We start from the raw sequence: 21,744 nt of genomic DNA, 5'->3' as shown, positions 1-21,744 counted from the left end.
AGGGTGCAGTTTTGCTAAAACGTTTATTTAACATGATTTTAGGAAATAAGCAATGCTGATGCAGTTTTATTGGCAATAATTGGGAAGAATGTTTAATAAAACCTCAGAAAATGAGTGATTTGAATCTGTATTTCTTAAAACCGTTGTCAAAAAAGCATGTTAACACAGTTCTAAAACTGTTAATTTAGAACAGAAAATTGTCGTTTTCTTCTAGCAAAGACTAAAAACGGTGTAAAAAGATTACAAAATATTTAAATAAGGTGATCATTTTTTGACGTCTTCACAAGGGAAGTCAAAATCAATAATAGAGTAGGAGTAATTCTTTTTATAATTAAAATGCCACCATTCTGTGCGGATGGTTTCAAAACCGTAAAGTGTCATACCTTCTTGCAAAAGTTTACGATTCTTAAGCACTTCTTCGGGTAGATCGGTAAAATCAATATGCGCTTCTTTACCAAAGAAATCATGATCTGTACCCATATCTACCGGCGAACCATCTAGCTTCACCAGCGAAATATCTACAGCAGCACCACGATTATGAATAGATCCAGAGGTATAAGGATTAGCTACATATTGCGGATTTGGGAAAACCTTCCACATTTTCTTTTGAGCAGAAACTGGTCTGTAGCAATCATAAAGCAAGATCTTATATCCTTTTTCACAAAACCAGTCGTTTGCTAATTGCAATGCTTCGGCAACCTCTGGTCTTAAATAGCAGCTGGCACAGTCGTAAAATGGCTCTTTCAAGAAATTGTTTGAAGTTGCATATCTAATATCTGATGCAAATCGATCTTTACCTATGGTATCAATTCTTGTGAGTGTGTCCTTTTCGCCTTGAGCGAAAAAAGCAGTGGTAATAAGCAGAAAAGTGATAAGAGTGGTTATGCGCATAGGCTAAATTTAAGTAGAAGTTTTGTAGAAAATCTTTTGTAACGTTTAAATTTTTGATGCGTCATTGTTATATAACTTAAAATTATGAAAAGCACCTTTACTTTTTTATTTCTGTTAGGATTTGGGATTCTTTCTGCACAGCAAAAAACCATTACAGTAACTAATTCCACTGGCGAATCTGTGCCTTTTGCTACGATAAGTTATGGTGAGAATCAGGGGACGATCACTAATGAAGATGGACAATTTACCATAGCAAATGCCTCAGATGATGCTGTTTTAGAAATTTCGGCGCTGGGATATTCTTCTCAAATTATCGCTATTAAAGATCTTGAGACCACTGTAGTTCTAGAGAACAAATATATTGATCTGGACGAAGTTGTGGTTTTTAATAAAGATCTAGATATTAAGGAAATCATTGAAAATATTAAGGATAATCTGGCTGTGAATTATGGGATTTCGCCTTCGCGAAAAAAAATCTTCTACAGAAAAACCTACGACAGCGAGATCTCTAAGGCTGAAATTGAAGTTGAAGATTCATCGATAGAGGAGTTGAATCAAAAGCTTTTTGACAGTATTTGTAGAGAGATAAAACAGAAGTTCTCTTCTTATTCTGAAGTTGTTGCAGATGTGTATGGCGATCAGAAAAATCAGGAGCTTGATATTATAAAAGCCGCAAATCTTTTTGACCCCAGATCTACTGAAAGTGTAGAAGAACTCTTTGAACGCGTGCAAGCAATCGCCGAGAAAAACGTGAAAAAGGATTCTTATTTTAAAGTGCGCAGTGGATTGATAGGCACAAAATTAGATCAGGAAGAAATGGATCTTGCCGAAGAAGTAGAAAAAGAAAAAACTCCAGCCGAAAAACTTAAAGAAGAGCAATCTAGCAAAGAGCGTTTACATACCGGGGTGCAGGCGTATATCAATAATTTGTTGACGCAGTCTATTTACAGCGAGGATGCTAAACTAGACGTTTTAGAAAAAGACCGTAAATACGAATTTGAGATCACGGGCCACACGGTTATTGACGATGAGTTAGTTTACGTGATTAACTTTAGGCCAGATCGCTCGGCAGATTATAAGGGGACGATGTACGTAAATGCACAGGATTTTGGGGTTTTCAGAGTAGATTTTACGAATGTGCAACCTATAAAGAAGTTTAAATTATTTGGCGTTTCGCATTATGAAGATGTGTATCGAGGCAAAATGATCTACACAAAGAACACAGATGGTAAATATGATTTTTCCTATCTAGAACTCACTCACGGAGCAACTTCTGGGATTGACAGACCGCTTACAATTATTGAGAAAAATAAAAATGTAAAAGGTCGTAGAAAGCAGAACGAACTAGATATGGAGATTGATTTTAAATTCAAGCAAAGCGAAAAAACCCAGGTCGTTGTATTGAGCAATGAAGGCGATCTAAAGATCACAAACACAGCAAAAACAGACGGTTTTGAGTATCAAACGTTCAAGAAATACAATCCAGATTTTTGGCAAGGCTACAGTATAATTGAGCCTAACGCGGCTTTAAAAGCTTTTGAAATAGAAAGTCAGGATTAAGACTGCGTCTCTGGCTTTAAATATCTTGCGTCCATCCAGAATGTCCCAAACGGTATAACAGAACAAGCCAGAACTATAAGAAGCGTTTTAATGTTCCAGTTTAATTCGGCTTTCGCCAAAAAGGCCATAACAACATAAAGCAGGAACAAAACACCATGGATCATACCTATAACCATATTCGCTTGAGGCATATCAAAAATATACTTCATTGGCATGGTTATAAAAAGAATACAAAGTAAAGAAGTTCCTTCAAGAAGGCTGATAATTCTGAAAGCTTTGAGCATTACACCAAATTAAAAATTGCAAGGGCATAAAGATAAAACCTTAAAAATCTAACAAGACCGAAAAGAAGATAATTAACAAACGGATATTTAATCATCCCAGCAGCCATACTACTCATCGCAAAAGGAACTGGTAAAATAGCACCAACGATAATTAAGAATCCACCCCATTTTCTTGCGTTTTTGAGGTGCTTGGCCATTTTTACATTAAGGTAGTTATTGATAGACGGTACTTTACTAGACGCTCTTCCTAAGAAGTAAGAAACAATCCCACCACAATATGATAATAGTGCTAATAAAGAAAGATATAAAACAGGATCAGGCATTTTATCACTCCACGCAATAAAGATCTCTGGCGGTATTAATCCTAAAATAGACTCTGATGCAAAAAAAACAGCAAGGATCCAAAATGCCGGGAAAGTCTCAGTCATTTTCACTAAAAGTGAATTGATGTCGATCACAAAAAAGTGAATACACAAAAGCGCAGCTATAAATACCGCAAGAGGAGCCAGCGCTTTTTTAAGACTCTTACCTAGAAAACTATAAAACCCAGTGAATTTATAGTATTTGTGCATCAGGTACAGTCTAGAGTACTTTGATCTTTTGTTATATTTTGGCATTCAGCAACTTTTTTTCAAAAATACAACTTGATTAGACACAGCAGTTCATCTAATGCTTGAATATCTTTTATTTAATAAAACTTTATAAGATTCAGTTTAGAGTTTATAAGTCTAAAAATTAATTTTAAGGCATGACGAAAACTAAAAACAAAGTAGCGCTAATTACTGGCGGTACAAAAGGAATAGGACGAGGAGTAGCCATTGCACTTCTTGAACAAGGTTATAATGTTGCGATAACAAGTAGAACATCTACAGCGGCAAGCAAAGCAGCTACAGAAATAGGTAAGCAAGTTGATGCCGAAGCAAACATAATAGGCTTAAAAGCAGATGTAAGAGACCTTGAGTCTCAACAAGCAGCGGTAGAAGCTGTTTTAAATGAGTGGGGACAAATTGATGTTTTGGTTGCAAATGCCGGTCTTGGACATTTTGGTAATATTAAAGACATCACAAAACAACAATGGAACGAGGTTATTGAAACAAACCTTACCGGCGTTTTCTATAGCGTGAAAGCGTGTCTTAAAGCTTTACAGGATTCTAAAGGTTATATTTTCACGATCTCTAGCCTTGCAGGAACTAATTTCTTTGCAGGTGGATCTGCTTACAATGCTAGCAAATTTGGCGTTACCGGTTTTACACAAGCCATTATGTTAGACTTGAGACAAGATGATATTAAGGTTACTACAATAATGCCAGGCTCAGTTGCGACGCATTTTAATAATAACGAACCATCAGAGAAAGACGATTGGAAGATACAAATTGAAGATATAGGCGAGATGGTAGTTGATCTATTAAAAATGAATCCGCGTACCTTGCCAAGTAAAGTAGAGGTGAGACCATCCAAACCACCTGTTAAATAAAATTTAAAAAGGCTACTTGTTTAAGTAGCCTTTCTTTTTTCTTCTATTTCATTTCGCTTTAAGCGAAAAACCTAAACAGCCTTTTTCTGTTTTTCTAAGATCTTTGCTTTGCTAACCCAGCGGTCATTGCGTATTCTATCTGGGAAGAATTTGATCAATTCTGTTACAACCTCAATATCTTTTTCATTCAGTTTAGCGATCTGGCTGTAATTGTAGATGCCTATCTCGTTGAGTTTCTCTTCTGTATATGGACCTATGCCCATGATCTTTTGCAGATTATCTTTCGCGGAAGCGTCTGCATAACCTATTCTTTCAAAGTCTAGATATAAGCCGCCTTGGTGAACGGGTTTTTCTTGAACTTGTTTAGCAAAGGCTCTTCGTTTAAAATCTGCTGCGGCTAGATCGTCCTCGTATTGTTCTTCTTTTTCCGTAAGCGTTTTTGCAGGATAATTTCTAGGTTGGGCTTTAGTACTTTTTTTATCCTTTTGAGCCATGGCTTGTACCTCAAGCTTCTTGCTGTATTTTGCTTTTTGATAATAAAAAGCAAAAAGATAACCTATAAGAAAAGACACGAGCATAAACCCAAAAACCTCCAGAAATAAAACCGGAACCGCTATAGTGTCTGTATTTTCTTGTAATGTAAAAAGCGTCATTTTAAAACAACTTCAATTCTGTTATTAAGATCACTCTTAGGATCATTCTTTTGATAGATAGGCTCATTTTCACCTTTTGAGTCTATATTGATCCTTGCGGGGTCAACATTAAAGACCTCTATCATATAGTTCTTTAAACCTTTAGCGCGTTGTAAGGCGATAAGATAATTGTCATAGTTGCTACCTATGTGATCTGTGTGCCCAATAATAAGAATCTTCTTCGCAGGATTGTCTTGCAGCTTTTGCAGTATCACTTTTGCGATATTCTTATTTTTTGTGTCCTTTAAAGGTTCATTATAATAGTCAAAGCCGGGATATATAAAATCACCGATCTCTCTATTTGGGTTAGGGGGAGTATTAACGATTGAGGAAGTTTTCTTGGCTTCTTCCTTCTTTTTTAATTCAAGATCTTTTTTTCTCTGCTCTTCAACTGCGGCTTCTTCATTCTTCTTGATGGCAGAGTTCATTTCATTAACAAGAAGTTCTTGATTTGCATAACCCGTAGAATCATTGTCTACATCTTCGTTGCCTATTACTATCGTATCATCAACGGTATTAGGAGCGCCTTCTCCAGAAATTGCATCTATAGTTTCTTCAAAGTTATTATCACGTGCTGCCTTGTATTTTTCAAAGGCACCAGAATAGTGTAGATATACCAATCCTATGGTACTCCAGCAGATGAAAACTCCGAATGCTTTTATGAAGTTGAGCACTTTTTAGATCTTTCGTTGCAAATATGAGCAATTTCCTACATTTAGCTCATATAATTTTTATAAAAGTAATACACAAAATGATTATGTTTATAAAAAAAATTACATAAGTTTACATCCAGAAATGAGAAAAACTAATTTACATCATCACCATCATCACATTCTTGCTCAAGCGAGGTGATATTGGTATGTGTTTATAGTATAAATTATTCCAAAACCCGTTTGAGCAACTCAGACGGGTTTTGTTTTTCCTATGAGTGGCTCAATCAAAAAATTGAATATTTAAAATGGCAAATAAAATCAGAATTGCTGTTCAGAAATCAGGTAGATTAAACGAAGAATCCCTTAGTATTCTTAAGGATTGCGGTGTTTCAATAGACAATGGTCGCGACCAACTTAAAGCTAGTGCGCGCGATTTTCCTCTTGAGGTTTTCTATCTGCGTAACGGGGATATTCCACAATATCTAAGAGATGGAGTGGTAGATATCGCTATCGTGGGCGAGAACCTTTTGATAGAAAAAGGAGAAGATTTGGCTATAGCCCAAAAATTAGGATTCTCTAAATGTAAAGTATCGCTTGCCGTGCCTAAAAGCGTTAAATATCCTGGCGTTGATTACTTCAATGGTAAAAAGATCGCTACTTCTTATCCTAATACAGTAAAGTCTTACCTCGATAAAAACGGTATTACAGCAGATTTGCACATTATTAATGGTTCTGTTGAGATTGCGCCAAACATCGGCCTTGCAGACGCTATATGTGACATAGTATCAAGCGGTAGCACACTTTTTAAGAACAATCTTAAAGAGGTAGAAGTGATGCTAAAATCTGAGGCAGTTCTTGCAGTTTCGCCAGTAATTGATGATGAACGCAAAGAAATTCTCGATAAACTACTTTTTAGAATTCAAGCGGTGCTTAAAGGACGCGACTTTAAATATGTCCTACTAAACGCTCCTAATGAAAATGTAGACAAAATCATAAAGATCCTTCCCGGGATGAAAAGTCCTACCGTTTTACCGCTCGCCGAAGAAGGCTGGAGCAGCATTCACAGCGTGGTGAACAAAGACAGATTCTGGGAAATCATTGATGAACTTAAAGCTAATGGCGCTCAGGGAATACTTGTGAGCGACATTGAGAAAATGGTTTTATAAGGATGAACACATATTCTTTTCAATTTTTAAAAGAGGATAAAATCGCAGAGATTATCCCTTTTTTGCAACTACTTGATGATAGTATTGCGGTGCCGGTTTTAGAATCACGCTTGCGCGAAATGTTCTCAAATCGTTTCAATTGTCTTGGCGTTTTTCATGAGGATAAACTCATTGGCATCTGCGGCGTTTGGGTGCTTTATAAATATTACATCGGTAAGCACTTAGAGCTTGATGATGTGATAATTTCGGCAGACTATCGCAATAAAGGTGTTGGCAAACAGATGATGCAATTCATCGAAAATTACGCTAAAGAAAATGACTGTATGGGCTACGAACTCAATTGCTACGCACACAATGCGCCGGGCGTGAAATTTTGGGCAAACCAAAATATGATCATTAAAGGATATCACTTTCAGAAAAAATTTCAGACCAATGAATAAGATCAGCAATCCTAAAAAAGCCGACTGGCCTGAGATTCTAAAGCGCCCCACGCAAACGTATGATGCGATTGAGGGAACTGTTCTTGAGGTTTTTGAAGACATAAAGAAGAATGGCGATGCAGCCGTTTCAAAATATACAGAGAAGTTTGACGGTGTAAAACTTGATTCTATTCTTGTCGCTCAAGGCGAAATAGACGCCGCCACGACGCAGGTTTCTCAAGAATTAAAAGACGCGATAGCTTTGGCGAAAGCCAATATCGAAAAATTTCACACCGCACAACAAACCGAAAAAGTAACGATACAAACCACCGAAGGCGTGAATTGCTGGCAAGAAAAGCGCCCCATTCAAAAAGTGGGATTGTACATTCCTGGCGGAACTGCGCCATTGTTCTCAACAATTTTAATGCTTGCGGTTCCTGCTAAAATCGCAGGTTGTAGCGAGCTTGTTTTGTGCACACCTCCGGGAAAAGACGGCAAAGTGAATCCAGTGGTTTTGTACACAGCGGCACTTTGTGGGATTGACAAAATCTTTAAAGTTGGTGGAATTCAAGCCATCGGTGCAATGACTTTTGGTACAGAGACAATTCCTAATGTTTACAAACTTTTCGGTCCTGGAAATCAATTTGTAACTGTCGCAAAACAGATGGCGACAAAATATGATGTTGCGATTGATATGCCGGCCGGTCCGTCAGAATTATTGGTAGTTGCAGATGATTCTGCTGATGCTGCATTTGTTGCTTCAGATTTGTTGAGTCAGGCGGAGCACGGCGTGGATAGTCAGGTGATTTTAGTGTCAACTTCAGAGCAATTGATTGAGAAGGTTGAGCAAGAAGTAGAAAAGCAATTAAATGTGCTTCCGCGAAAAGATATTGCTGCTAAAGCCATTGAAAATAGCAAGTTAATCTATGTTGGTTCGGATTCCGAAGCATTAGATTTAATTAATGAATACGGCCCGGAGCACTTCATTATTTGTACTAAAAATGAAGATTTTTATGTTGATAATGTGATAAACGCAGGTTCTGTTTTTATAGGTAATTACACGCCCGAAAGTGCTGGCGATTACGCCTCTGGAACAAATCACACACTGCCTACAAACGGCTACGCAAAACAATACAGCGGTGTAAATCTTGATAGCTTTAAAAAGAGCATCACCTTCCAGAAAATCTCAGAAACTGGAATTCAAAAAATAGGTCCAGCCATCGAACTCATGGCAGAAGCCGAAGGTTTACAGGCGCACAAAAACGCGGTTACACTTCGCTTAAATGCTTTAAAGAAAAACTAATGAGCAAGAATTTTGACATTAATACTTTGGTTAGGCCTAACGTGGCAAAACTAACTCCGTATTCTTCTGCGCGTGATGAGTTCACCGATTTTGAGAAGGATATGGTTTTCTTAGACGCAAATGAAAATCCGTTCAACTCTGATGCAAACCGTTATCCAGACCCGCATCAGGTGAATTTAAAACAGCATTTATCATCTGTTAAGCGCGTTCCCGTTGACCAAATTCTTTTAGGAAATGGTAGCGACGAAATCCTCGATTTGATTTATCGTGCATTTCTTGAGCCTTGCGAAGATGCCATAATCACCACGCCGCCTACTTACGGTATGTATAGCGTTTTGGCAAACATCAATAACGTTGAGGATAAGAGGGTTTTATTGACTTCAGATTTTCAATTGGATGTTGATGGTATTTTGGCTACAGCCAATGAAAAAACAAAATTATTACTGTTGTGTTCGCCTAACAATCCTTCAGGAAATTTGTTAAATCAGGCCGACATCGAGCGTTTGCTCAATGAATTCAACGGTTTGGTGCTCATTGATGAAGCGTATATAGATTTCACGAAAGCGCAAAGCTGGTCAACGCGCTTACAAGATTTTCCTAATCTCATCATTTCACAAACGCTTTCTAAAGCCTATGGATTGGCGGGAATTAGACTGGGGATTTGTTACGCTTCCGCGGAAATAATCGCGGTCTTGAACAAAATCAAACCGCCGTACAACGTAAATTCGTTAACCCAAACCAGAGCTTTACAAAGAGTTTTGAAGCAAGCGGAAGTAGAGCAGGAAGTGAAAACCATTCTTGAAGAACGCGACGCTTTGATGACAGAATTGGAGAAATTGGACATTGTTTCTAAGGTTTTCCCGTCAGATTCTAATAGCATCCTATTGCGCGTGGATGATGCAAACAAGCGCTATGCAGAGTTTATTGAGCTTGGCGTGGTGGTGAGAAATAGAAGTTCGCAACCGCATTGTGAGAACTGCCTGCGTGTCACGGTGGGCACACCAGAAGAAAATAAAAAACTAATTGAAGCCTTTAAAAAACTAAGCTAATGGCGAAAAAAGTATTGTTTATAGACCGCGACGGCACCATAATTAAAGAGCCTGCAGATTATCAAGTGGATGCTTATGATAAAGTAGAATTCTACCCAAAAGCATTTACCTATTTAGGGAAAATCGCCAAAGAATTAGATTATGAGTTGGCAATGGTCACAAACCAGGATGGATTAGGAACTGATTCTTATCCTGAGGAAGATTTCTGGCCGGTGCACAACTTCATCTTAAAGGCTTTTGAAAATGAAGGTATCGTGTTTGACGAGGTTTTTATTGATAAGACTTTCGCCAAAGAAAATGCAGAAACTCGCAAGCCTAAAACTGGGCTATTGACAAAGTATTTTTCTGAAGATTATGATTTAGAAAACAGTTTTGTGATAGGTGATAGAATTACCGATATGGAACTGGCAAAAAACCTTGGCTCACGCGGATTTTTCATTCAGGATGAAGCTGGTTTGGGTGGCGATGAGATTGAGTCTGACAAAAGTGAAATTGAAAAACACATCGCTTTAACCACGACCGATTGGCAAAAAATATATGAGTTTTTAAAACTTGAAGACCGCACTGCCGAAATCACTCGTAAAACAAACGAGACTGATATTTACATTAAAGTAAATCTTGACGGCACCGGAAAAAGCAAAATCGAGACAGGTTTAGCTTTTTTTGACCACATGTTAGACCAGATTGCGCGTCACGGCTCGATGGATTTAGAGATTAAAGTGGACGGTGATTTAGAGGTTGATGAGCATCACACCATTGAAGATACGGCGATTGCGCTTGGCGAAGTTTTCAGTAAGGCGTTAGGGAATAAACTAGGCATGGAGCGCTATGGTTTCTGTCTTCCTATGGATGATTGCCTGGCGCAGGTTGCGATTGATTTTGGAGGTAGAAATTGGATTGTTTGGAAAGCAGAATTTAACCGTGAGAAAATAGGTGAAATGCCTACTGAAATGTTCTTTCATTTCTTTAAATCGTTCACAGATGGTGCGCGCGCCAATCTTAATGTAAAAGCCGAAGGCACAAACGAGCATCACAAAATTGAGGCGATTTTTAAAGCTTTCGCGAAAGCGATAAAAATGGCAGTAAAACGCGATGCAGAAAAGATGATATTACCATCTACAAAAGGGATGCTTTAGAGTTAAAGATCACGTCAAGCTGAACTTGATTCAGCTTCTCATGAGATTTGGAAATTAAAATATAAGATTCTGTGTCAAGCACAGAATAACGACAATATGAAATTAGTAATAATCGACTACGGCGCAGGGAACATCCAGAGTATCAAATTTGCTTTTGAGCGACTGGGTGTTGAAGCCATTCTTACTGATGATGCACAGACAATACGTGAGGCCGATAAAGTGATTTTTCCTGGAGTGGGTGAGGCTAGCAGCGCAATGGCAAAGCTTAAATCTACCGGTTTGCATGAAGTGATTCCACAATTGAAACAGCCAGTTCTGGGCATTTGTCTCGGCATGCAGTTGATGTGTAATCACACTACCGAAGGTGATACCAAAGGCTTAGGAATTTTTGACGTGGATTGCGTGAAATTCTCTAACGCGGTAAAAGTGCCACAAATAGGCTGGAATCAAATTTCTAACCTGCAATCTGAACTTTTTAAAGGTATCCAGGAGCAAAGTTTCATGTATCTCGTGCATAGTTTTTATGCTGAGCCTTGCGGCGAAATGATTGCTACTACAAATTACGAGAAGGATTATGCATCCGCATTACAAAAGGATAATTTCTATGGCGTTCAGTTTCATCCAGAAAAATCAGGAGAAGTGGGAGCGAGGATATTGCAGAACTTTCTTGAAATAGGAAAGTAGAAAATAGAAAGTAGAAATCTAGAAAATTTGAATTATGAGGGATATGAAGGAAAGAACAAAGCAATTTGCAATTGATTGTTGGAAGTTCTGTCAATCTATTCCACAATCTAGAGAATACAATGCTTTTGTGCGTCAGTTAATAAGATGCTCAAGTTCTGTGGGAGCAAATTGGCGGGCATCACAAAGACCGAAATCAACGGCTGACTTCATAAACAAGTTGAAAATAGTAGAAGAGGAGGCTGATGAAAGCATGTATTGGTTAGAAATATTCTTGGAGATTTTACCTGACCAAAAAGCAGAGATAAATAAATTACATAAAGAGGCGAATGAAATTGTTTCAATAGTAGTTGCTTCTATAAATAAAACAAGAAATAAGAAATAGAGAGAAACCAAATTTCGTTTTTCTACTTTCAAATTTCTAATTTGAATATATGAGAATCATTCCCGCAATAGACATCATAGACGGCAAATGTGTCCGACTTTCTAAAGGTGATTATGACACTAAAAAAGTGTATAATGAGAATCCGCTGGAAGTTGCAAAGGCGTATGAAGACCACGGAATACAGTATTTACACCTTGTGGATTTAGACGGTGCAAAAAGTAAGCACATCGTCAACCATAAAATCCTAGAGCAAATCGCTGGTAAAACAAGTTTGAAGGTTGATTTTGGTGGCGGACTCAAAACCGATGAAGACCTTAAAATCGCATTTGAGAGTGGTGCAAACCAAATCACCGGAGGAAGTATCGCTGTAAAAGATCCGGATACATTTGAGCGTTGGATTGCGAAATATGGCAGCGAGAAAATCATCCTAGGTGCTGACGCCATGAACGAGAAAATCGCGGTTTCTGGTTGGTTAGAAGATTCTGATGAGGAGTTGGTACCTTTCATCAAGAAGTATCAGGAAAAAGGCATTGAGTATGTGATTTGTACTGACATCAGCAAAGACGGAATGCTTCAAGGACCTTCTTTTAAATTGTATGAGAAGATTTTGGCTTCGTGCGGTTCGCTCGACAGGTCAAACCAAAAAGGACTGAAATTGATTGCCTCTGGCGGAATTTCAACCTTTGATGAATTACCTAGGTTAGCTGAATTAGGTTGTGAGAGAACAATAATAGGAAAGGCGATTTATGAAAATAGAATCAGCCTAAAGCAGTTGGAAAATTATATTCTGCAGAACGGGTGATTTAGAGAAAAATTGAGAATATAACTTTGATGATGGTCAGAAAGTAATGTTAGAAACGCCTGACTAAATATAAGATTAACGTCACCCTGAACTCGATTCAGGGTCGCATAAAGAGGATGAGATGCTGAATCAAGTTCAGCATGACAAGCAACGAACAACGATAAACAAACAACTATTTTGTTAACTAAAAGAATAATTCCTTGTCTCGATATTAAAAACGGTCGCACCGTAAAAGGTGTAAATTTTGTGGATTTACGCGATGCAGGTGACCCAGTAGAACTTGCTGCAAAATACGCACAGACAGGCGCTGACGAACTGGTTTTTCTGGATATTTCGGCAACTGAAGAAAAGCGCAAAACCCTAGCAGACTTGGTTCTTAGAGTGGCTAGAGAAATCAATATCCCATTTACCGTAGGCGGCGGAATCTCATCTGTAGAAGATGTGGATATTTTGCTTAAAAACGGTGCAGATAAGGTTTCCATAAACAGTTCGGCAGTTAAGAATCCTCAACTAATTAATGACCTTGCGGCGAAATTTGGTTCGCAATGTGTCGTGGTCGCTATTGATGCTAAGCAAATTGAAGGAATCTGGAAAGTGCATTTAGTGGGCGGTAAAGTCCCTACAGAAATGGATTTATTCGAGTGGGCAAAAGAAGTTGAACAACGCGGAGCTGGTGAAATTCTTTTTACCTCAATGGATCATGACGGCACAAAAGCAGGCTTTGCTAATGAGGCTTTGGCCAAAATGAGCAAACTGGTCAATATTCCGGTGATTGCTTCCGGTGGAGCAGGAGAGATGCAACATTTTAGCGATACATTTATTGACGGAAAAGCAGATGCTGCGCTCGCTGCGAGTGTTTTTCATTTTCATGAAATTTACATTCCAGAATTGAAACTAAAACTACAAGAAGATAAAATTCCCGTAAGGATATAACTATGGAAATTAAATACGACGATAAAGGCCTTGTGCCGGCGATAATTCAAGATGCTAAGACAAAAAATGTGCTCATGCTGGGCTACATGAATGAGGAAGCCTATTTGAAAACTAACGAAACCAAAAAAGTTACTTTTTACAGCCGTAGTAAACAACGCCTTTGGACAAAAGGTGAAGAAAGCGGGAACTTCCTGAATCTTGTGAGTATCAAGAATGATTGTGACAACGACACACTTTTGATCACCGTAAATCCCGTGGGACCCACGTGTCATAAAGGAACTGATAATTGCTGGGGTGAAGAGAATAAACAGACTTACGGTTTCTTCAGCGAGCTAGAAGCCACTATCGCTGAACGCGAAAAAAACGCGGATGCGGATACGAGCTATGTGGCAAGCCTATTTAAAAAAGGCATCAATAAGATCGCTCAAAAAGTAGGTGAAGAAGCTGTAGAGACCGTTATTGAGGCAAAGGATGACAATGACGATTTGTTTTTAAATGAAAGCTCAGATCTTTTATTTCACTATTTGATACTGCTTAGAGCGAAAGGTTTTCAACTATCAGACATTGAAAATGTCCTATTATACAGAAAAAAATAAGATTTTTCTTACTCGGAGTTTTTTAACTAATCGGTATCAAAACTGTGATTCTAGAAGAAATCAAAGAAACCTTCAAAAATTGACCTACGTCATTTTTTTGAATACTAAATTTTACTAAAACCCTAAAAATCTAATTTTTAGGGTTTTATGTTTTATCCTCGTATTGAATTGAATATAAAGTACTTGTAAATAATTTTTTTGTTCGAGTAGTTACTTTTCTAATAACTTAGTAATAAGCTAATAGCTTGAACATGAGAACTTTAAACCTATTAATTTTACTTGTACTTTTTGCAAGCAATCTGCATGGGCAGGTTGGTATAGGTACAACTGACCCACATAGTTCAGCCGCGCTAGATGTTAACGGTAAACTAAGAATACAAGAGCTTGAACGAGGTACAGACGGCGCTGCAAAAGACTCGCTTCTTGTCATTGATGGAAGAGGGATTATTTATAGAATCCCTACTTCAGATCTGCTTTCTAATATGGATAAATCTTTGGTTAAAGCAAGTTTTAGTGGAGGTGGAAGTTCTATAAGTTTAAGCCTTGGATCAGGAGAGACCGATGTAGTTTTCAATAATGAGCTTTTTGATATAAAAAATGAATATGATCCTGTTTCAGGAGAATTTACAGCGCAGAGCGATGGTATCTTTAGGATAGGAACACTTCTAAGATATTCGAATGTAATTTCTTTATCTACGACGAATGTACGGATATATAAAAATTCTGTTTTGATAGCCGAAGGTTTCACATCAAATGCAAATGAATATAAATTTGATTTTTTAACCTCTCTTAGCACAGGAGATATAGTTACAATTCGATTTTATAGGTCCGGACTGGCTCTAAGTCTTAATCTGTTAACAGGAGAAGAGAACGGTTATCTTGATATAGAACAAATACGTTAATCACCACCATATTACAAAATCACGATGCATATTATTATCGTGATCCATTGACCAGATAAGCTTAGATCCCTGATGATTGATTGTTTTTTGAACCCAATCTAAAATCTCCTTTTTAGGTTGCCATTTTGCCCCAGAATTCTGGATGACTGGCTTTATAACCCAGTCATTTTTTTTTGGTATATACACCCAGGGTCGCTCTTCTAGCATTTTTTCAAATTGCGATAAAGTAAGCCAATTGCCAGCAAGACAATCAGGATTACACATTCCGCCAGGGAAATTTGTCATGCCTTGAGGCAAAAAAAGTTGAGCTTTAAAACTCAGTTGCTGGTTTATTTCTTTATTCTCAATGCCTAGTGTTTGCCTTACGGCGAAAGCATCTTCGCTATGAATTAAAGGAAATTGCTTTTCTCGTAGTTTTTTAGCCTTTTTAAGTAAAGAATCTCTACGGTTATCACCTATCCAGCATTCATCAGGATCGTTAGAAATTGATGGGTCGTAGAGATAGAACTTATAAGCCATTTCCATGTGAATGGTCTTATTTGCTATTGTATTCTTAAGAATAAAATCAAGTTCGCCTACGGTTTGTTTTTTCGCTTTTATTTGTTGGCTTTTAGCCAAAATATCAAAATTTGAATTCTGCCGGAGGGCTTCTTCCATAAGGAACTCAAGCCGTTGCCCTAAGCGGTATTTATCGTCTACGAAGAAATTTCGCGGAAGCGTAAGATCACTTACCGGTAGTTGAAAAAGGTCAAAACGATTACCATTAAAAAGATCAGGAGTTTGTAAAAACCCTTGAAATTGGTCTTGTACGTTTTGCCATTCTTCGTCAGAAAACATTAGTCAAAAAGATCTGAAGAAAGATAGCGATCACCGCGATCACAAACTATCGAAACCACAATGCCAGCGTCTAAAGTTTCGCAAAGTTTAAGCGCTGCTGCGGCTGCCCCACCGCTACTCATACCAGCAAAAATGCCTTCTTCTACAGCGAGTTTTTTTGCCATTTCTCTGGCTTCTTTTTCGCTTACCTCGATCACTTGGTCAACTTTACTCGCGTTGAAAATTTTCGGCAAATATTCTTGTGGCCATTTTCTAATTCCAGGAATGCTGCTTTCATCTGTGGGTTGTACGCCCACGATCTGTATATCTTTATTTTGTTCTTTAAGATAAGTTGAAGTGCCCATTATCGTACCTGTGGTTCCCATGGCAGAGACAAAATGCGTGACTTTCTCTTCTGTATCTCGCCAAATTTCTGGTCCGGTAGTTTTGTAATGCGCTTTCCAATTGTCATCGTTAGCAAACTGGTTAAACATAAAATATCCCTCGTTTTTCACTTTCGCTTCAGCGTAATCGCGAGAACCTTCTATACCAACGTCTTTACTCGTTAAAGTGACTTTTGCTCCATAAGCCTCCATGGTTTGCACGCGCTCTTTTGTAGAATTCTCTGGCATCACAAGCTCAATATCCAAACCATACATGCCAGCGATCATAGCCAGCGCGATGCCAGTGTTTCCGCTTGTAGCTTCAATGAGTTTTGTGTTTTTATCGATCTCGCCTCTATCTAGCGCACTTTTGATCATGTTAAAAGCCGCGCGATCTTTTACACTACCGCCAGGGTTTTGACCTTCGAGCTTAAAGAGTAGTTTAACGTTAGGATTTTTATTTAAAACTGTAGACTTAACAAGTGGCGTGTTGCCTATAAGTCTTTCCAGAGAAAAGTTCATATTCTAGATTTTGTCAGATTATTTTTTGATCAGTTCTCTGATCTGAATTTCTGGCTGATGACTTACCAGAGAATGTTGAGGCACAGATTTAGTCAACCAAACATTCCCACCTATAATGCTATGTTCGCCCACAATTGTATCACCGCCCAGAATGGTAGCATTTGCATAAATAGTCACGTGACTTTCAATCGTAGGATGACGTTTAATATGCTCTAAAGCCTTATCAACACTAAGCGCACCTAGCGTTACACCTTGATACAATTTCACGTGATTTTTAATTACCGCCGTTTCACCTATTACAATACCAGTAGCGTGATCTATAAAAAAATGTTCACCGATCTGTGCTCCGGGATGAATATCTACACCCGTTAAAAAATGCGCATATTCTGTCATAAGACGTGGCACGATTGGGAAACCACTTTTGTAAAGTTCATGGCTAAATCTATACACAGCAATGGCATAAAAACCAGGATAAGAAAGATAAACCTCCTCAATGCTATGCGCAGCAGGATCATTCTCATAGATCGCTTTTGCATCATCATTAAGTTTGCGCAAAATCTCAGGAAGTTGAGCTACAAAATCATCCCAAACCTTACCACAACGTTTATCTGGCTCCCAGCAAGCGAGTTCTACAAGATCTTCAAAGACTTGTTCTAAAAGATCTAGATTAGCATCCAGATCGCTAGAATAATTAAAAAGCGTGAGAAATAACTGCTTAGTGAATTTCTCAGCATCATCTTTTAATTTAAAATTGAGATTAGCATTTTTCTTATGCTCTTTAAGCTGATCTATAATTTCCTCTTTGTTGCTCATAAATACGAGATGTATATCAAAGTTATGTATAAAGCCTTAAATGAGTCACACAAAAAGCTGCAAGCTTACATAATATAAGAAGTAATTGAAAATCCTATTTTTGACCCATGTTTGATAAGCGATATTACTACCTGCTAAAAATTCAATATCTGGGTTTTAGATTTCACGGTTGGCAAAAGCAACCAGATGTACTTACCGTAGAACGTATGATGGAGCGTACGCTGGCTTATGTCCTAGGACGTAAGAATTTTAAATACATCGCTGCAGGCCGCACAGACGCTAAAGTTTCGGTTAATTGCACATACGTGGAATTGTTTCTCAATGATGAGCCGTTAGATCTTGAAACATTTGAGACCGAATTTAACAAGAACCTACCACAAGATATTAGAATGTTGAATATTGTGGAAGTAGACGATAAACTGAATTTAATTCAACATCCTAAGATCAAGGAATACATTTATTCTTTTTCTTATGGAGAAAAAAATCATCCGTTTTGTGCGCCATTCATGGTACACATGTTTGATGATCTTGATATTGAGCTCATGCAAAAAGCCGCAAAATGCTTTGAAGGTTTTCATGATCTTAGAAATTTTTGCTATAAAGCTTCTCCAGAAACTCAAACCGAAATGGAGATCATAAGCTGTGAACTTGTAAAGAATGATCTTTTTACCGCCAGCTTTTTTCCAGAAGAATCTTATTTGCTCAAAGTGCAAGGCGCCGGATTTAAAAGACACCAAATACGGTTAATGATGGGAGCACTTTTTGAATTAGGCAAAGGCGAATTGTCTTGGGAAGATTTCAATAAAGCTTTGGATGGTAAGACGCCATTTAAATTAACGCATATCGCTCAAGCATCAGGACTAATGCTTAACGATATGCGTCTGGAGGGCTTCGATTAACACTTTTGGCGAAAGCCTTAACATAACTGCCACATTTTAAAAAAGGTTTAACCTAAACGGCGTTTTCTTTATTACTCCATTAACCCAAATGCAGGGATTCTCACGGTATCTTTGAGGTATAATTTTAAACCAAAAAATTTAACGATATGAGTAAGAGAATTGCAATATTAGCAACAGATGGATTTGAAGAAGTTGAATTTACCTCTCCCATTAAAGCCTTAAAAGAAGAAGGATTTGAAGTTGATGTGATCAGTGAAAAATCTGGAAAGATCAAAGCATGGGATAAGACCCAATGGGGAGCAGAATATGATGTAGACAAAACATTAGATCAGGTAAGTGCAAAACAGTATAACGCCTTAGTATTACCAGGCGGAGTGATGAATCCTGATACTTTGAGAACTAACGATGACGCCTTGATCTTTGTGCGTGATTTCTTTAAACAGAAAAAACCAGTAGCGGCAATTTGCCATGCGCCACAATTGTTGATCAGTGCAGATGTGGTAAAGGGACGCACATTAACTTCATACAAATCAATAAAAGATGATCTACAAAATGCAGGAGCATTATGGGTGGACAAAGAAGTTGTAGTAGACGAGGCCTTTGTGACCAGCAGAAATCCAGATGATCTACCGGCATTTAACGCAAAAATGATCGAAGAGATCAAAGAAGGAAAGCACGAATTACAGCATGCATAATGAAAATTGATTTATAAATTTACAAGCCCGCATTTAGCGGGCTTTTTTTATTTTAGAGTATTGAAAAAATAGGAGTGTGAAAAAGCTAAAGATCAAAAAGCCAAGACTTAGAAAAAGTCCATTAAAAATAAGACAGAAAAACCAAGCGCCGGGAACGCTTGTTTATACTGGGGAGAAGGCCACGCAGGATTTGCATATTGAGGTTATAGATTATGCGCCCGAGTTATATAATAGCTTTTCTACCACAAAAATTGAGGATGCTTTTAATAAAAAAGGCACTGGTCAGATCACGTGGATCAATATAAATGGTCTTAACCATATTGATCAAATCGAGATTTTGGGTAAGCATTATGATATTCACCCGCTTATTCTTGAGGATATCGTAGATACGGGTCAGCGCCCAAAAATCGATGAGTACAATGATTATTTTTTCGTGGTTCTTAAAATGCTTTATCACAATCCAGAAGGCGAGTTTGTTGCTGAACACGTCAGTTTAGTAATGGGCGAAGATTATGTGTTGACTTTTCAGGAGTCTGATGGTGATGTGTTTGATTCTATTCGTCAGCGTTTGTCAATGGCAAAAGGTCGAATTCGTCAGCGTGGATCAGATTATTTGCTTTTTGCGCTAATGGACGCCATTGTAGACGAATATTTCTCGATCGCGGATGGCTTAGGCGATAAGATCGAAGATTTTGAAGATCGTCTTTTTGTAAACAAAAATGATGACGACATCACACAAGAAATACAAGATATTAAACGCGAAATTCTAAGAATTCGCAGAGCTGTGAGTCCGTTGCGAGAGATCGTGAGCCGTTTTGAGAACACCACAAGTCCGCTGGTTGAAGAAAGTACAAAAACCTACATTCGTGACCTTGCTGATCACGTGATCCACGTAAGTGAAAATGTCGAGTTGTATCGTGAGATGTCTCGCGGACTCATGGACATGTACATGACCACCATTAGCAACAAGATGAACGAAGTCATGAAAGTGCTTACCATCATGGCGAGTATTTTTATCCCGCTTACGTTTATGGCTGGGATTTACGGGATGAACTTTGATTATATTCCAGAACTGCATTTAGAGTACGGTTATTTCTATTTGTGGGGCGCGATGATCATTGTGTTTCTTGCCTTGTTGTATTATTTTAAAAGAAAAAAGTGGTTGTAGGATAATTTGGGCGCCACCCAGAAGGGTCGGGCTTTCCGCTATATCTTAGCTCTTGTTTCGCAACAAGAACTAAGGATGCCGCTGCAATCCCTGGCGCAAACTTTTTCGCCGTAAGGCAAACCCATTTTATTACGACTATACACCTTAAAAAGCAAAATCGATTAAGCTGATCGTGATGTTATATGCGATAACGGATTTTGCAAAACGCTATTTTTGCACCTTAAAATTTCCTGATGGCCAAAAGAGATCCTTATGCCGCGCTGCGGTTTAGAGAATTCAACATTTTTCTTATTGTACGTTTTGCAATGGTTTTTGCATGGAGCATGCAATTTGTTGTGATAGAGTGGGAGGTGTACAGTATAACAAAAGATCCGTGGGCGCTAGGATTAATAGGTCTTATGGAGGTTATTCCTGCCGTGGGAATGGCCCTTTTTGCTGGTCATATTGTAGATCAACGAGAAAAACGTGGATTGCTGATCAAGTGTATTCTAGGCTTCTCAGTTGTTAGTTTGGGGCTTTTTCTCATTACTTGGGATAAGATCGTCGCTAGTTGGGATACCCAACTCATTTTATACTGCGTGTATACTTTGGTTTTTATCGGCGGGTTAGTTCGCTCATTCTTGGGACCAACTATTTTTTCACTTTTTGCTTTAATTATTCCAAAACAAGCGTATACTAACGGCGCGACGTGGAGCAGTAGCGTTTGGCAAATGGGCGCCGTTGTAGGACCAGCATTCGCAGGATTTGCTATCAACTGGATTGGCGTTCATGGTTCAATGTTTTTTATTTTCGGTTGTTCTATCGTGGCGTTAATAGCCCTATTCCAGATCAAAGTAAAACCAATATTGAATAAGAAAATTGGAGAAAATGTCTTCCAAAGTCTTAGCGAAGGCTTGTCTTTTGTATGGAATAACAAGATCATTTTAAATGCGCTGGCATTAGATATGATCGCTGTGCTATTTGGTGGTGCAGTAGCGCTTCTGCCAGTATTTGCACAAGATATTTTAGAAGTTGGGTCTCAAGGTTTCGGGGTTTTACGCGCGGCACCAGCTGTGGGAGCATTAATTATGATGTTCACTTCTGCGTATTTCCCACTAGATAAAAATGCAGGTATGAAATTACTTGCTGCGATCTTTGGTTTTGGAGTTTGTATTATCGTTTTTGGATTGAGTACTTATTTCTGGCTGTCAGTATTCGCTTTATTCTTAAGCGGAGTTTTAGACGGTATCTCAATGATCATAAGACAAACCATTCTTCAATTAAAAACACCTGATAACATGCGCGGTCGCGTAGCATCAGTTAACTCAATGTTTGTGGGAAGTAGTAATGAACTGGGCGCTTTTGAGAGTGGCCTTACGGCGAAATTAATGGGCACAGTAACCGCAGTAATTTTTGGCGGAAGCATGACACTGATCACAGTTTTTATAACAGGACTGATCTCTCCTAAATTCAGAAAACTTGACCTGCGTCAAGATGCTGATCAGGAAGCATAAAACTGTTGACAACTGCTTACAAACTGATT

25 protein-coding genes are annotated in these 21,744 nt (G+C 38.3%); 17 read left to right on the top strand and 8 right to left on the bottom strand.

The genetic code is table 11. The annotated features are described in order from the left end of the window. Positions 1 to 264: 264 nt before the first annotated feature. Complete coding sequence (locus ACZ5L8_RS05715) at positions 265 to 891, bottom strand: M15 family metallopeptidase (protein ID WP_464440313.1); 627 nt, start codon at positions 889 to 891, stop codon at positions 265 to 267. Between the two features lie 84 nt (positions 892 to 975). Here ACZ5L8_RS05715 and ACZ5L8_RS05710 point away from each other — a divergent pair, with 84 nt between their 5' ends. Beyond that, entirely contained in the window at positions 976 to 2,451 is a 1,476-nt protein-coding gene (locus tag ACZ5L8_RS05710) for a carboxypeptidase-like regulatory domain-containing protein (RefSeq protein ID WP_464440312.1), read from the top strand. On the opposite strand, the gene ACZ5L8_RS05705 is transcribed toward ACZ5L8_RS05710, so the two are convergent. Both ACZ5L8_RS05705 and ACZ5L8_RS05700 read right to left on the bottom strand, forming a co-directional pair. Next, on the bottom strand, positions 2,448 to 2,735 hold the full coding sequence (locus ACZ5L8_RS05705; protein ID WP_462598366.1) for a DUF3817 domain-containing protein: 288 nt from the start codon (positions 2,733 to 2,735) through the stop codon (positions 2,448 to 2,450). The two genes, ACZ5L8_RS05710 and ACZ5L8_RS05705, sit on opposite strands and share 4 nt — an antisense overlap. Further along, positions 2,735 to 3,307, bottom strand: a complete 573-nt coding sequence (locus tag ACZ5L8_RS05700) for a YqaA family protein (protein WP_464440311.1) — start codon at positions 3,305 to 3,307, stop codon at positions 2,735 to 2,737. The genes ACZ5L8_RS05705 and ACZ5L8_RS05700 overlap by 1 nt, the downstream gene beginning before the upstream one ends. A 176-nt stretch (positions 3,308 to 3,483) precedes the next feature. Between ACZ5L8_RS05700 and ACZ5L8_RS05695 the strand changes: the two genes are divergently transcribed. Next, positions 3,484 to 4,209 (top strand): SDR family oxidoreductase, encoded by a 726-nt coding sequence (locus tag ACZ5L8_RS05695; protein ID WP_464440310.1) that lies wholly within the window; start codon positions 3,484 to 3,486, stop codon positions 4,207 to 4,209. Between the two features lie 71 nt (positions 4,210 to 4,280). On the opposite strand, the gene ACZ5L8_RS05690 is transcribed toward ACZ5L8_RS05695, so the two are convergent. Both ACZ5L8_RS05690 and ACZ5L8_RS05685 read right to left on the bottom strand, forming a co-directional pair. Further along, a complete protein-coding gene (locus ACZ5L8_RS05690) occupies positions 4,281 to 4,862 on the bottom strand; it encodes a hypothetical protein (RefSeq protein WP_464440309.1) in 582 nt (193 codons plus the stop codon). Beyond that, complete coding sequence (locus ACZ5L8_RS05685) at positions 4,859 to 5,575, bottom strand: OmpA family protein (protein WP_464440308.1); 717 nt, start codon at positions 5,573 to 5,575, stop codon at positions 4,859 to 4,861. Before ACZ5L8_RS05685 ends, ACZ5L8_RS05690 begins: the two co-directional genes overlap by 4 nt. 284 nt (positions 5,576 to 5,859) lie before the next feature. Here ACZ5L8_RS05685 and hisG point away from each other — a divergent pair, with 284 nt between their 5' ends. The 11 genes from hisG (at position 5,860) to ACZ5L8_RS05630 (ending at position 14,926) form a co-directional block, all read left to right on the top strand. Beyond that, complete coding sequence (gene hisG, locus ACZ5L8_RS05680) at positions 5,860 to 6,720, top strand: ATP phosphoribosyltransferase (RefSeq protein ID WP_464440307.1); 861 nt, start codon at positions 5,860 to 5,862, stop codon at positions 6,718 to 6,720. A 2-nt stretch (positions 6,721 to 6,722) separates the two neighbouring features. Next, positions 6,723 to 7,160: a GNAT family N-acetyltransferase gene (locus tag ACZ5L8_RS05675; protein WP_464440306.1), complete on the top strand. Its 438-nt coding sequence runs from the start codon at positions 6,723 to 6,725 to the stop codon at positions 7,158 to 7,160. Continuing rightward, complete coding sequence (gene hisD, locus ACZ5L8_RS05670; RefSeq protein ID WP_464440305.1) at positions 7,153 to 8,442, top strand: histidinol dehydrogenase; 1,290 nt, start codon at positions 7,153 to 7,155, stop codon at positions 8,440 to 8,442. Before ACZ5L8_RS05675 ends, hisD begins: the two co-directional genes overlap by 8 nt. Then, a complete protein-coding gene (gene hisC / locus ACZ5L8_RS05665; RefSeq protein ID WP_464440304.1) occupies positions 8,442 to 9,491 on the top strand; it encodes a histidinol-phosphate transaminase in 1,050 nt (349 codons plus the stop codon). The genes hisD and hisC overlap by 1 nt, the downstream gene beginning before the upstream one ends. Further along, entirely contained in the window at positions 9,491 to 10,627 is a 1,137-nt protein-coding gene (gene hisB, locus ACZ5L8_RS05660) for a bifunctional histidinol-phosphatase/imidazoleglycerol-phosphate dehydratase HisB (RefSeq protein WP_464440303.1), read from the top strand. Before hisC ends, hisB begins: the two co-directional genes overlap by 1 nt. 96 nt (positions 10,628 to 10,723) lie before the next feature. After that, a complete protein-coding gene (gene hisH, locus ACZ5L8_RS05655; protein WP_464440302.1) occupies positions 10,724 to 11,311 on the top strand; it encodes an imidazole glycerol phosphate synthase subunit HisH in 588 nt (195 codons plus the stop codon). 43 nt (positions 11,312 to 11,354) lie between these two features. Continuing rightward, positions 11,355 to 11,693 (top strand): four helix bundle protein, encoded by a 339-nt coding sequence (locus ACZ5L8_RS05650; protein WP_464440301.1) that lies wholly within the window; start codon positions 11,355 to 11,357, stop codon positions 11,691 to 11,693. Positions 11,694 to 11,742: 49 nt separating this feature from the next. Next, positions 11,743 to 12,495, top strand: a complete 753-nt coding sequence (hisA, locus tag ACZ5L8_RS05645) for a 1-(5-phosphoribosyl)-5-[(5-phosphoribosylamino)methylideneamino]imidazole-4-carboxamide isomerase (protein ID WP_464440300.1) — start codon at positions 11,743 to 11,745, stop codon at positions 12,493 to 12,495. Between the two features lie 177 nt (positions 12,496 to 12,672). After that, a complete protein-coding gene (gene hisF / locus ACZ5L8_RS05640; RefSeq protein WP_464440299.1) occupies positions 12,673 to 13,428 on the top strand; it encodes an imidazole glycerol phosphate synthase subunit HisF in 756 nt (251 codons plus the stop codon). A 2-nt stretch (positions 13,429 to 13,430) separates the two neighbouring features. Further along, positions 13,431 to 14,024, top strand: coding sequence for a bifunctional phosphoribosyl-AMP cyclohydrolase/phosphoribosyl-ATP diphosphatase HisIE (gene hisIE, locus ACZ5L8_RS05635; protein ID WP_464440298.1), 594 nt, complete (start codon positions 13,431 to 13,433; stop codon positions 14,022 to 14,024). A 251-nt stretch (positions 14,025 to 14,275) separates the two neighbouring features. Next, positions 14,276 to 14,926 (top strand): hypothetical protein, encoded by a 651-nt coding sequence (locus ACZ5L8_RS05630; protein WP_464440297.1) that lies wholly within the window; start codon positions 14,276 to 14,278, stop codon positions 14,924 to 14,926. Here ACZ5L8_RS05630 and ACZ5L8_RS05625 read toward each other — a convergent pair whose 3' ends face one another. The 3 genes from ACZ5L8_RS05625 to epsC are packed head-to-tail and all read right to left on the bottom strand — an operon-like array spanning position 14,927 to position 17,460. Continuing rightward, a complete protein-coding gene (locus tag ACZ5L8_RS05625) occupies positions 14,927 to 15,763 on the bottom strand; it encodes a DUF1853 family protein (RefSeq protein WP_464440296.1) in 837 nt (278 codons plus the stop codon). It abuts the gene before it with no gap. After that, entirely contained in the window at positions 15,763 to 16,647 is an 885-nt protein-coding gene (gene cysM / locus ACZ5L8_RS05620) for a cysteine synthase CysM (protein ID WP_464440295.1), read from the bottom strand. Before cysM ends, ACZ5L8_RS05625 begins: the two co-directional genes overlap by 1 nt. Positions 16,648 to 16,665: 18 nt before the next feature. After that, positions 16,666 to 17,460, bottom strand: a complete 795-nt coding sequence (gene epsC / locus ACZ5L8_RS05615) for a serine O-acetyltransferase EpsC (RefSeq protein WP_464440294.1) — start codon at positions 17,458 to 17,460, stop codon at positions 16,666 to 16,668. A 107-nt stretch (positions 17,461 to 17,567) separates the two neighbouring features. Here epsC and ACZ5L8_RS05610 point away from each other — a divergent pair, with 107 nt between their 5' ends. The 4 genes from ACZ5L8_RS05610 (at position 17,568) to ACZ5L8_RS05595 (ending at position 21,715) form a co-directional block, all read left to right on the top strand. Then, positions 17,568 to 18,359 (top strand): tRNA pseudouridine synthase A, encoded by a 792-nt coding sequence (locus ACZ5L8_RS05610; protein WP_464440293.1) that lies wholly within the window; start codon positions 17,568 to 17,570, stop codon positions 18,357 to 18,359. A gap of 146 nt (positions 18,360 to 18,505) precedes the next feature. Continuing rightward, the gene (locus tag ACZ5L8_RS05605) at positions 18,506 to 19,054 is read left to right on the top strand and encodes a type 1 glutamine amidotransferase domain-containing protein (RefSeq protein ID WP_464440292.1); all 549 of its coding nucleotides are present in this window, start codon (positions 18,506 to 18,508) and stop codon (positions 19,052 to 19,054) included. 76 nt (positions 19,055 to 19,130) lie between these two features. Continuing rightward, the gene (gene corA / locus ACZ5L8_RS05600; protein ID WP_464440291.1) at positions 19,131 to 20,222 is read left to right on the top strand and encodes a magnesium/cobalt transporter CorA; all 1,092 of its coding nucleotides are present in this window, start codon (positions 19,131 to 19,133) and stop codon (positions 20,220 to 20,222) included. Between the two features lie 233 nt (positions 20,223 to 20,455). Further along, positions 20,456 to 21,715, top strand: coding sequence for an MFS transporter (locus ACZ5L8_RS05595; RefSeq protein WP_464440290.1), 1,260 nt, complete (start codon positions 20,456 to 20,458; stop codon positions 21,713 to 21,715). Positions 21,716 to 21,744: the final 29 nt, after the last annotated feature.

It is taken from the genome of Leeuwenhoekiella obamensis (genome assembly GCF_055391795.1).
This window is presented reverse-complemented; position numbering and strand designations above follow the sequence as displayed.

Coding starts and splice junctions, on each gene's coding strand:
- ACZ5L8_RS05625 (WP_464440296.1), bottom strand. CDS start 15,763: ATGTTTTCTGACGAAGAATGGCAAAACGTACAAGACCAATTTCAAGGG.
- ACZ5L8_RS05710 (WP_464440312.1), top strand. CDS start 976: ATGAAAAGCACCTTTACTTTTTTATTTCTGTTAGGATTTGGGATTCTT.
- cysM (WP_464440295.1), bottom strand. CDS start 16,647: ATGAACTTTTCTCTGGAAAGACTTATAGGCAACACGCCACTTGTTAAG.
- epsC (WP_464440294.1), bottom strand. CDS start 17,460: ATGAGCAACAAAGAGGAAATTATAGATCAGCTTAAAGAGCATAAGAAA.
- hisD (WP_464440305.1), top strand. CDS start 7,153: ATGAATAAGATCAGCAATCCTAAAAAAGCCGACTGGCCTGAGATTCTA.
- ACZ5L8_RS05695 (WP_464440310.1), top strand. CDS start 3,484: ATGACGAAAACTAAAAACAAAGTAGCGCTAATTACTGGCGGTACAAAA.
- hisB (WP_464440303.1), top strand. CDS start 9,491: ATGGCGAAAAAAGTATTGTTTATAGACCGCGACGGCACCATAATTAAA.
- ACZ5L8_RS05595 (WP_464440290.1), top strand. CDS start 20,456: ATGGCCAAAAGAGATCCTTATGCCGCGCTGCGGTTTAGAGAATTCAAC.
- ACZ5L8_RS05630 (WP_464440297.1), top strand. CDS start 14,276: ATGAGAACTTTAAACCTATTAATTTTACTTGTACTTTTTGCAAGCAAT.
- ACZ5L8_RS05715 (WP_464440313.1), bottom strand. CDS start 891: ATGCGCATAACCACTCTTATCACTTTTCTGCTTATTACCACTGCTTTT.
- ACZ5L8_RS05650 (WP_464440301.1), top strand. CDS start 11,355: ATGAAGGAAAGAACAAAGCAATTTGCAATTGATTGTTGGAAGTTCTGT.
- ACZ5L8_RS05675 (WP_464440306.1), top strand. CDS start 6,723: ATGAACACATATTCTTTTCAATTTTTAAAAGAGGATAAAATCGCAGAG.
- ACZ5L8_RS05605 (WP_464440292.1), top strand. CDS start 18,506: ATGAGTAAGAGAATTGCAATATTAGCAACAGATGGATTTGAAGAAGTT.
- ACZ5L8_RS05610 (WP_464440293.1), top strand. CDS start 17,568: ATGTTTGATAAGCGATATTACTACCTGCTAAAAATTCAATATCTGGGT.
- hisIE (WP_464440298.1), top strand. CDS start 13,431: ATGGAAATTAAATACGACGATAAAGGCCTTGTGCCGGCGATAATTCAA.
- hisH (WP_464440302.1), top strand. CDS start 10,724: ATGAAATTAGTAATAATCGACTACGGCGCAGGGAACATCCAGAGTATC.
- hisA (WP_464440300.1), top strand. CDS start 11,743: ATGAGAATCATTCCCGCAATAGACATCATAGACGGCAAATGTGTCCGA.
- ACZ5L8_RS05705 (WP_462598366.1), bottom strand. CDS start 2,735: ATGCTCAAAGCTTTCAGAATTATCAGCCTTCTTGAAGGAACTTCTTTA.
- ACZ5L8_RS05690 (WP_464440309.1), bottom strand. CDS start 4,862: ATGACGCTTTTTACATTACAAGAAAATACAGACACTATAGCGGTTCCG.
- ACZ5L8_RS05700 (WP_464440311.1), bottom strand. CDS start 3,307: ATGCACAAATACTATAAATTCACTGGGTTTTATAGTTTTCTAGGTAAG.
- hisG (WP_464440307.1), top strand. CDS start 5,860: ATGGCAAATAAAATCAGAATTGCTGTTCAGAAATCAGGTAGATTAAAC.
- hisC (WP_464440304.1), top strand. CDS start 8,442: ATGAGCAAGAATTTTGACATTAATACTTTGGTTAGGCCTAACGTGGCA.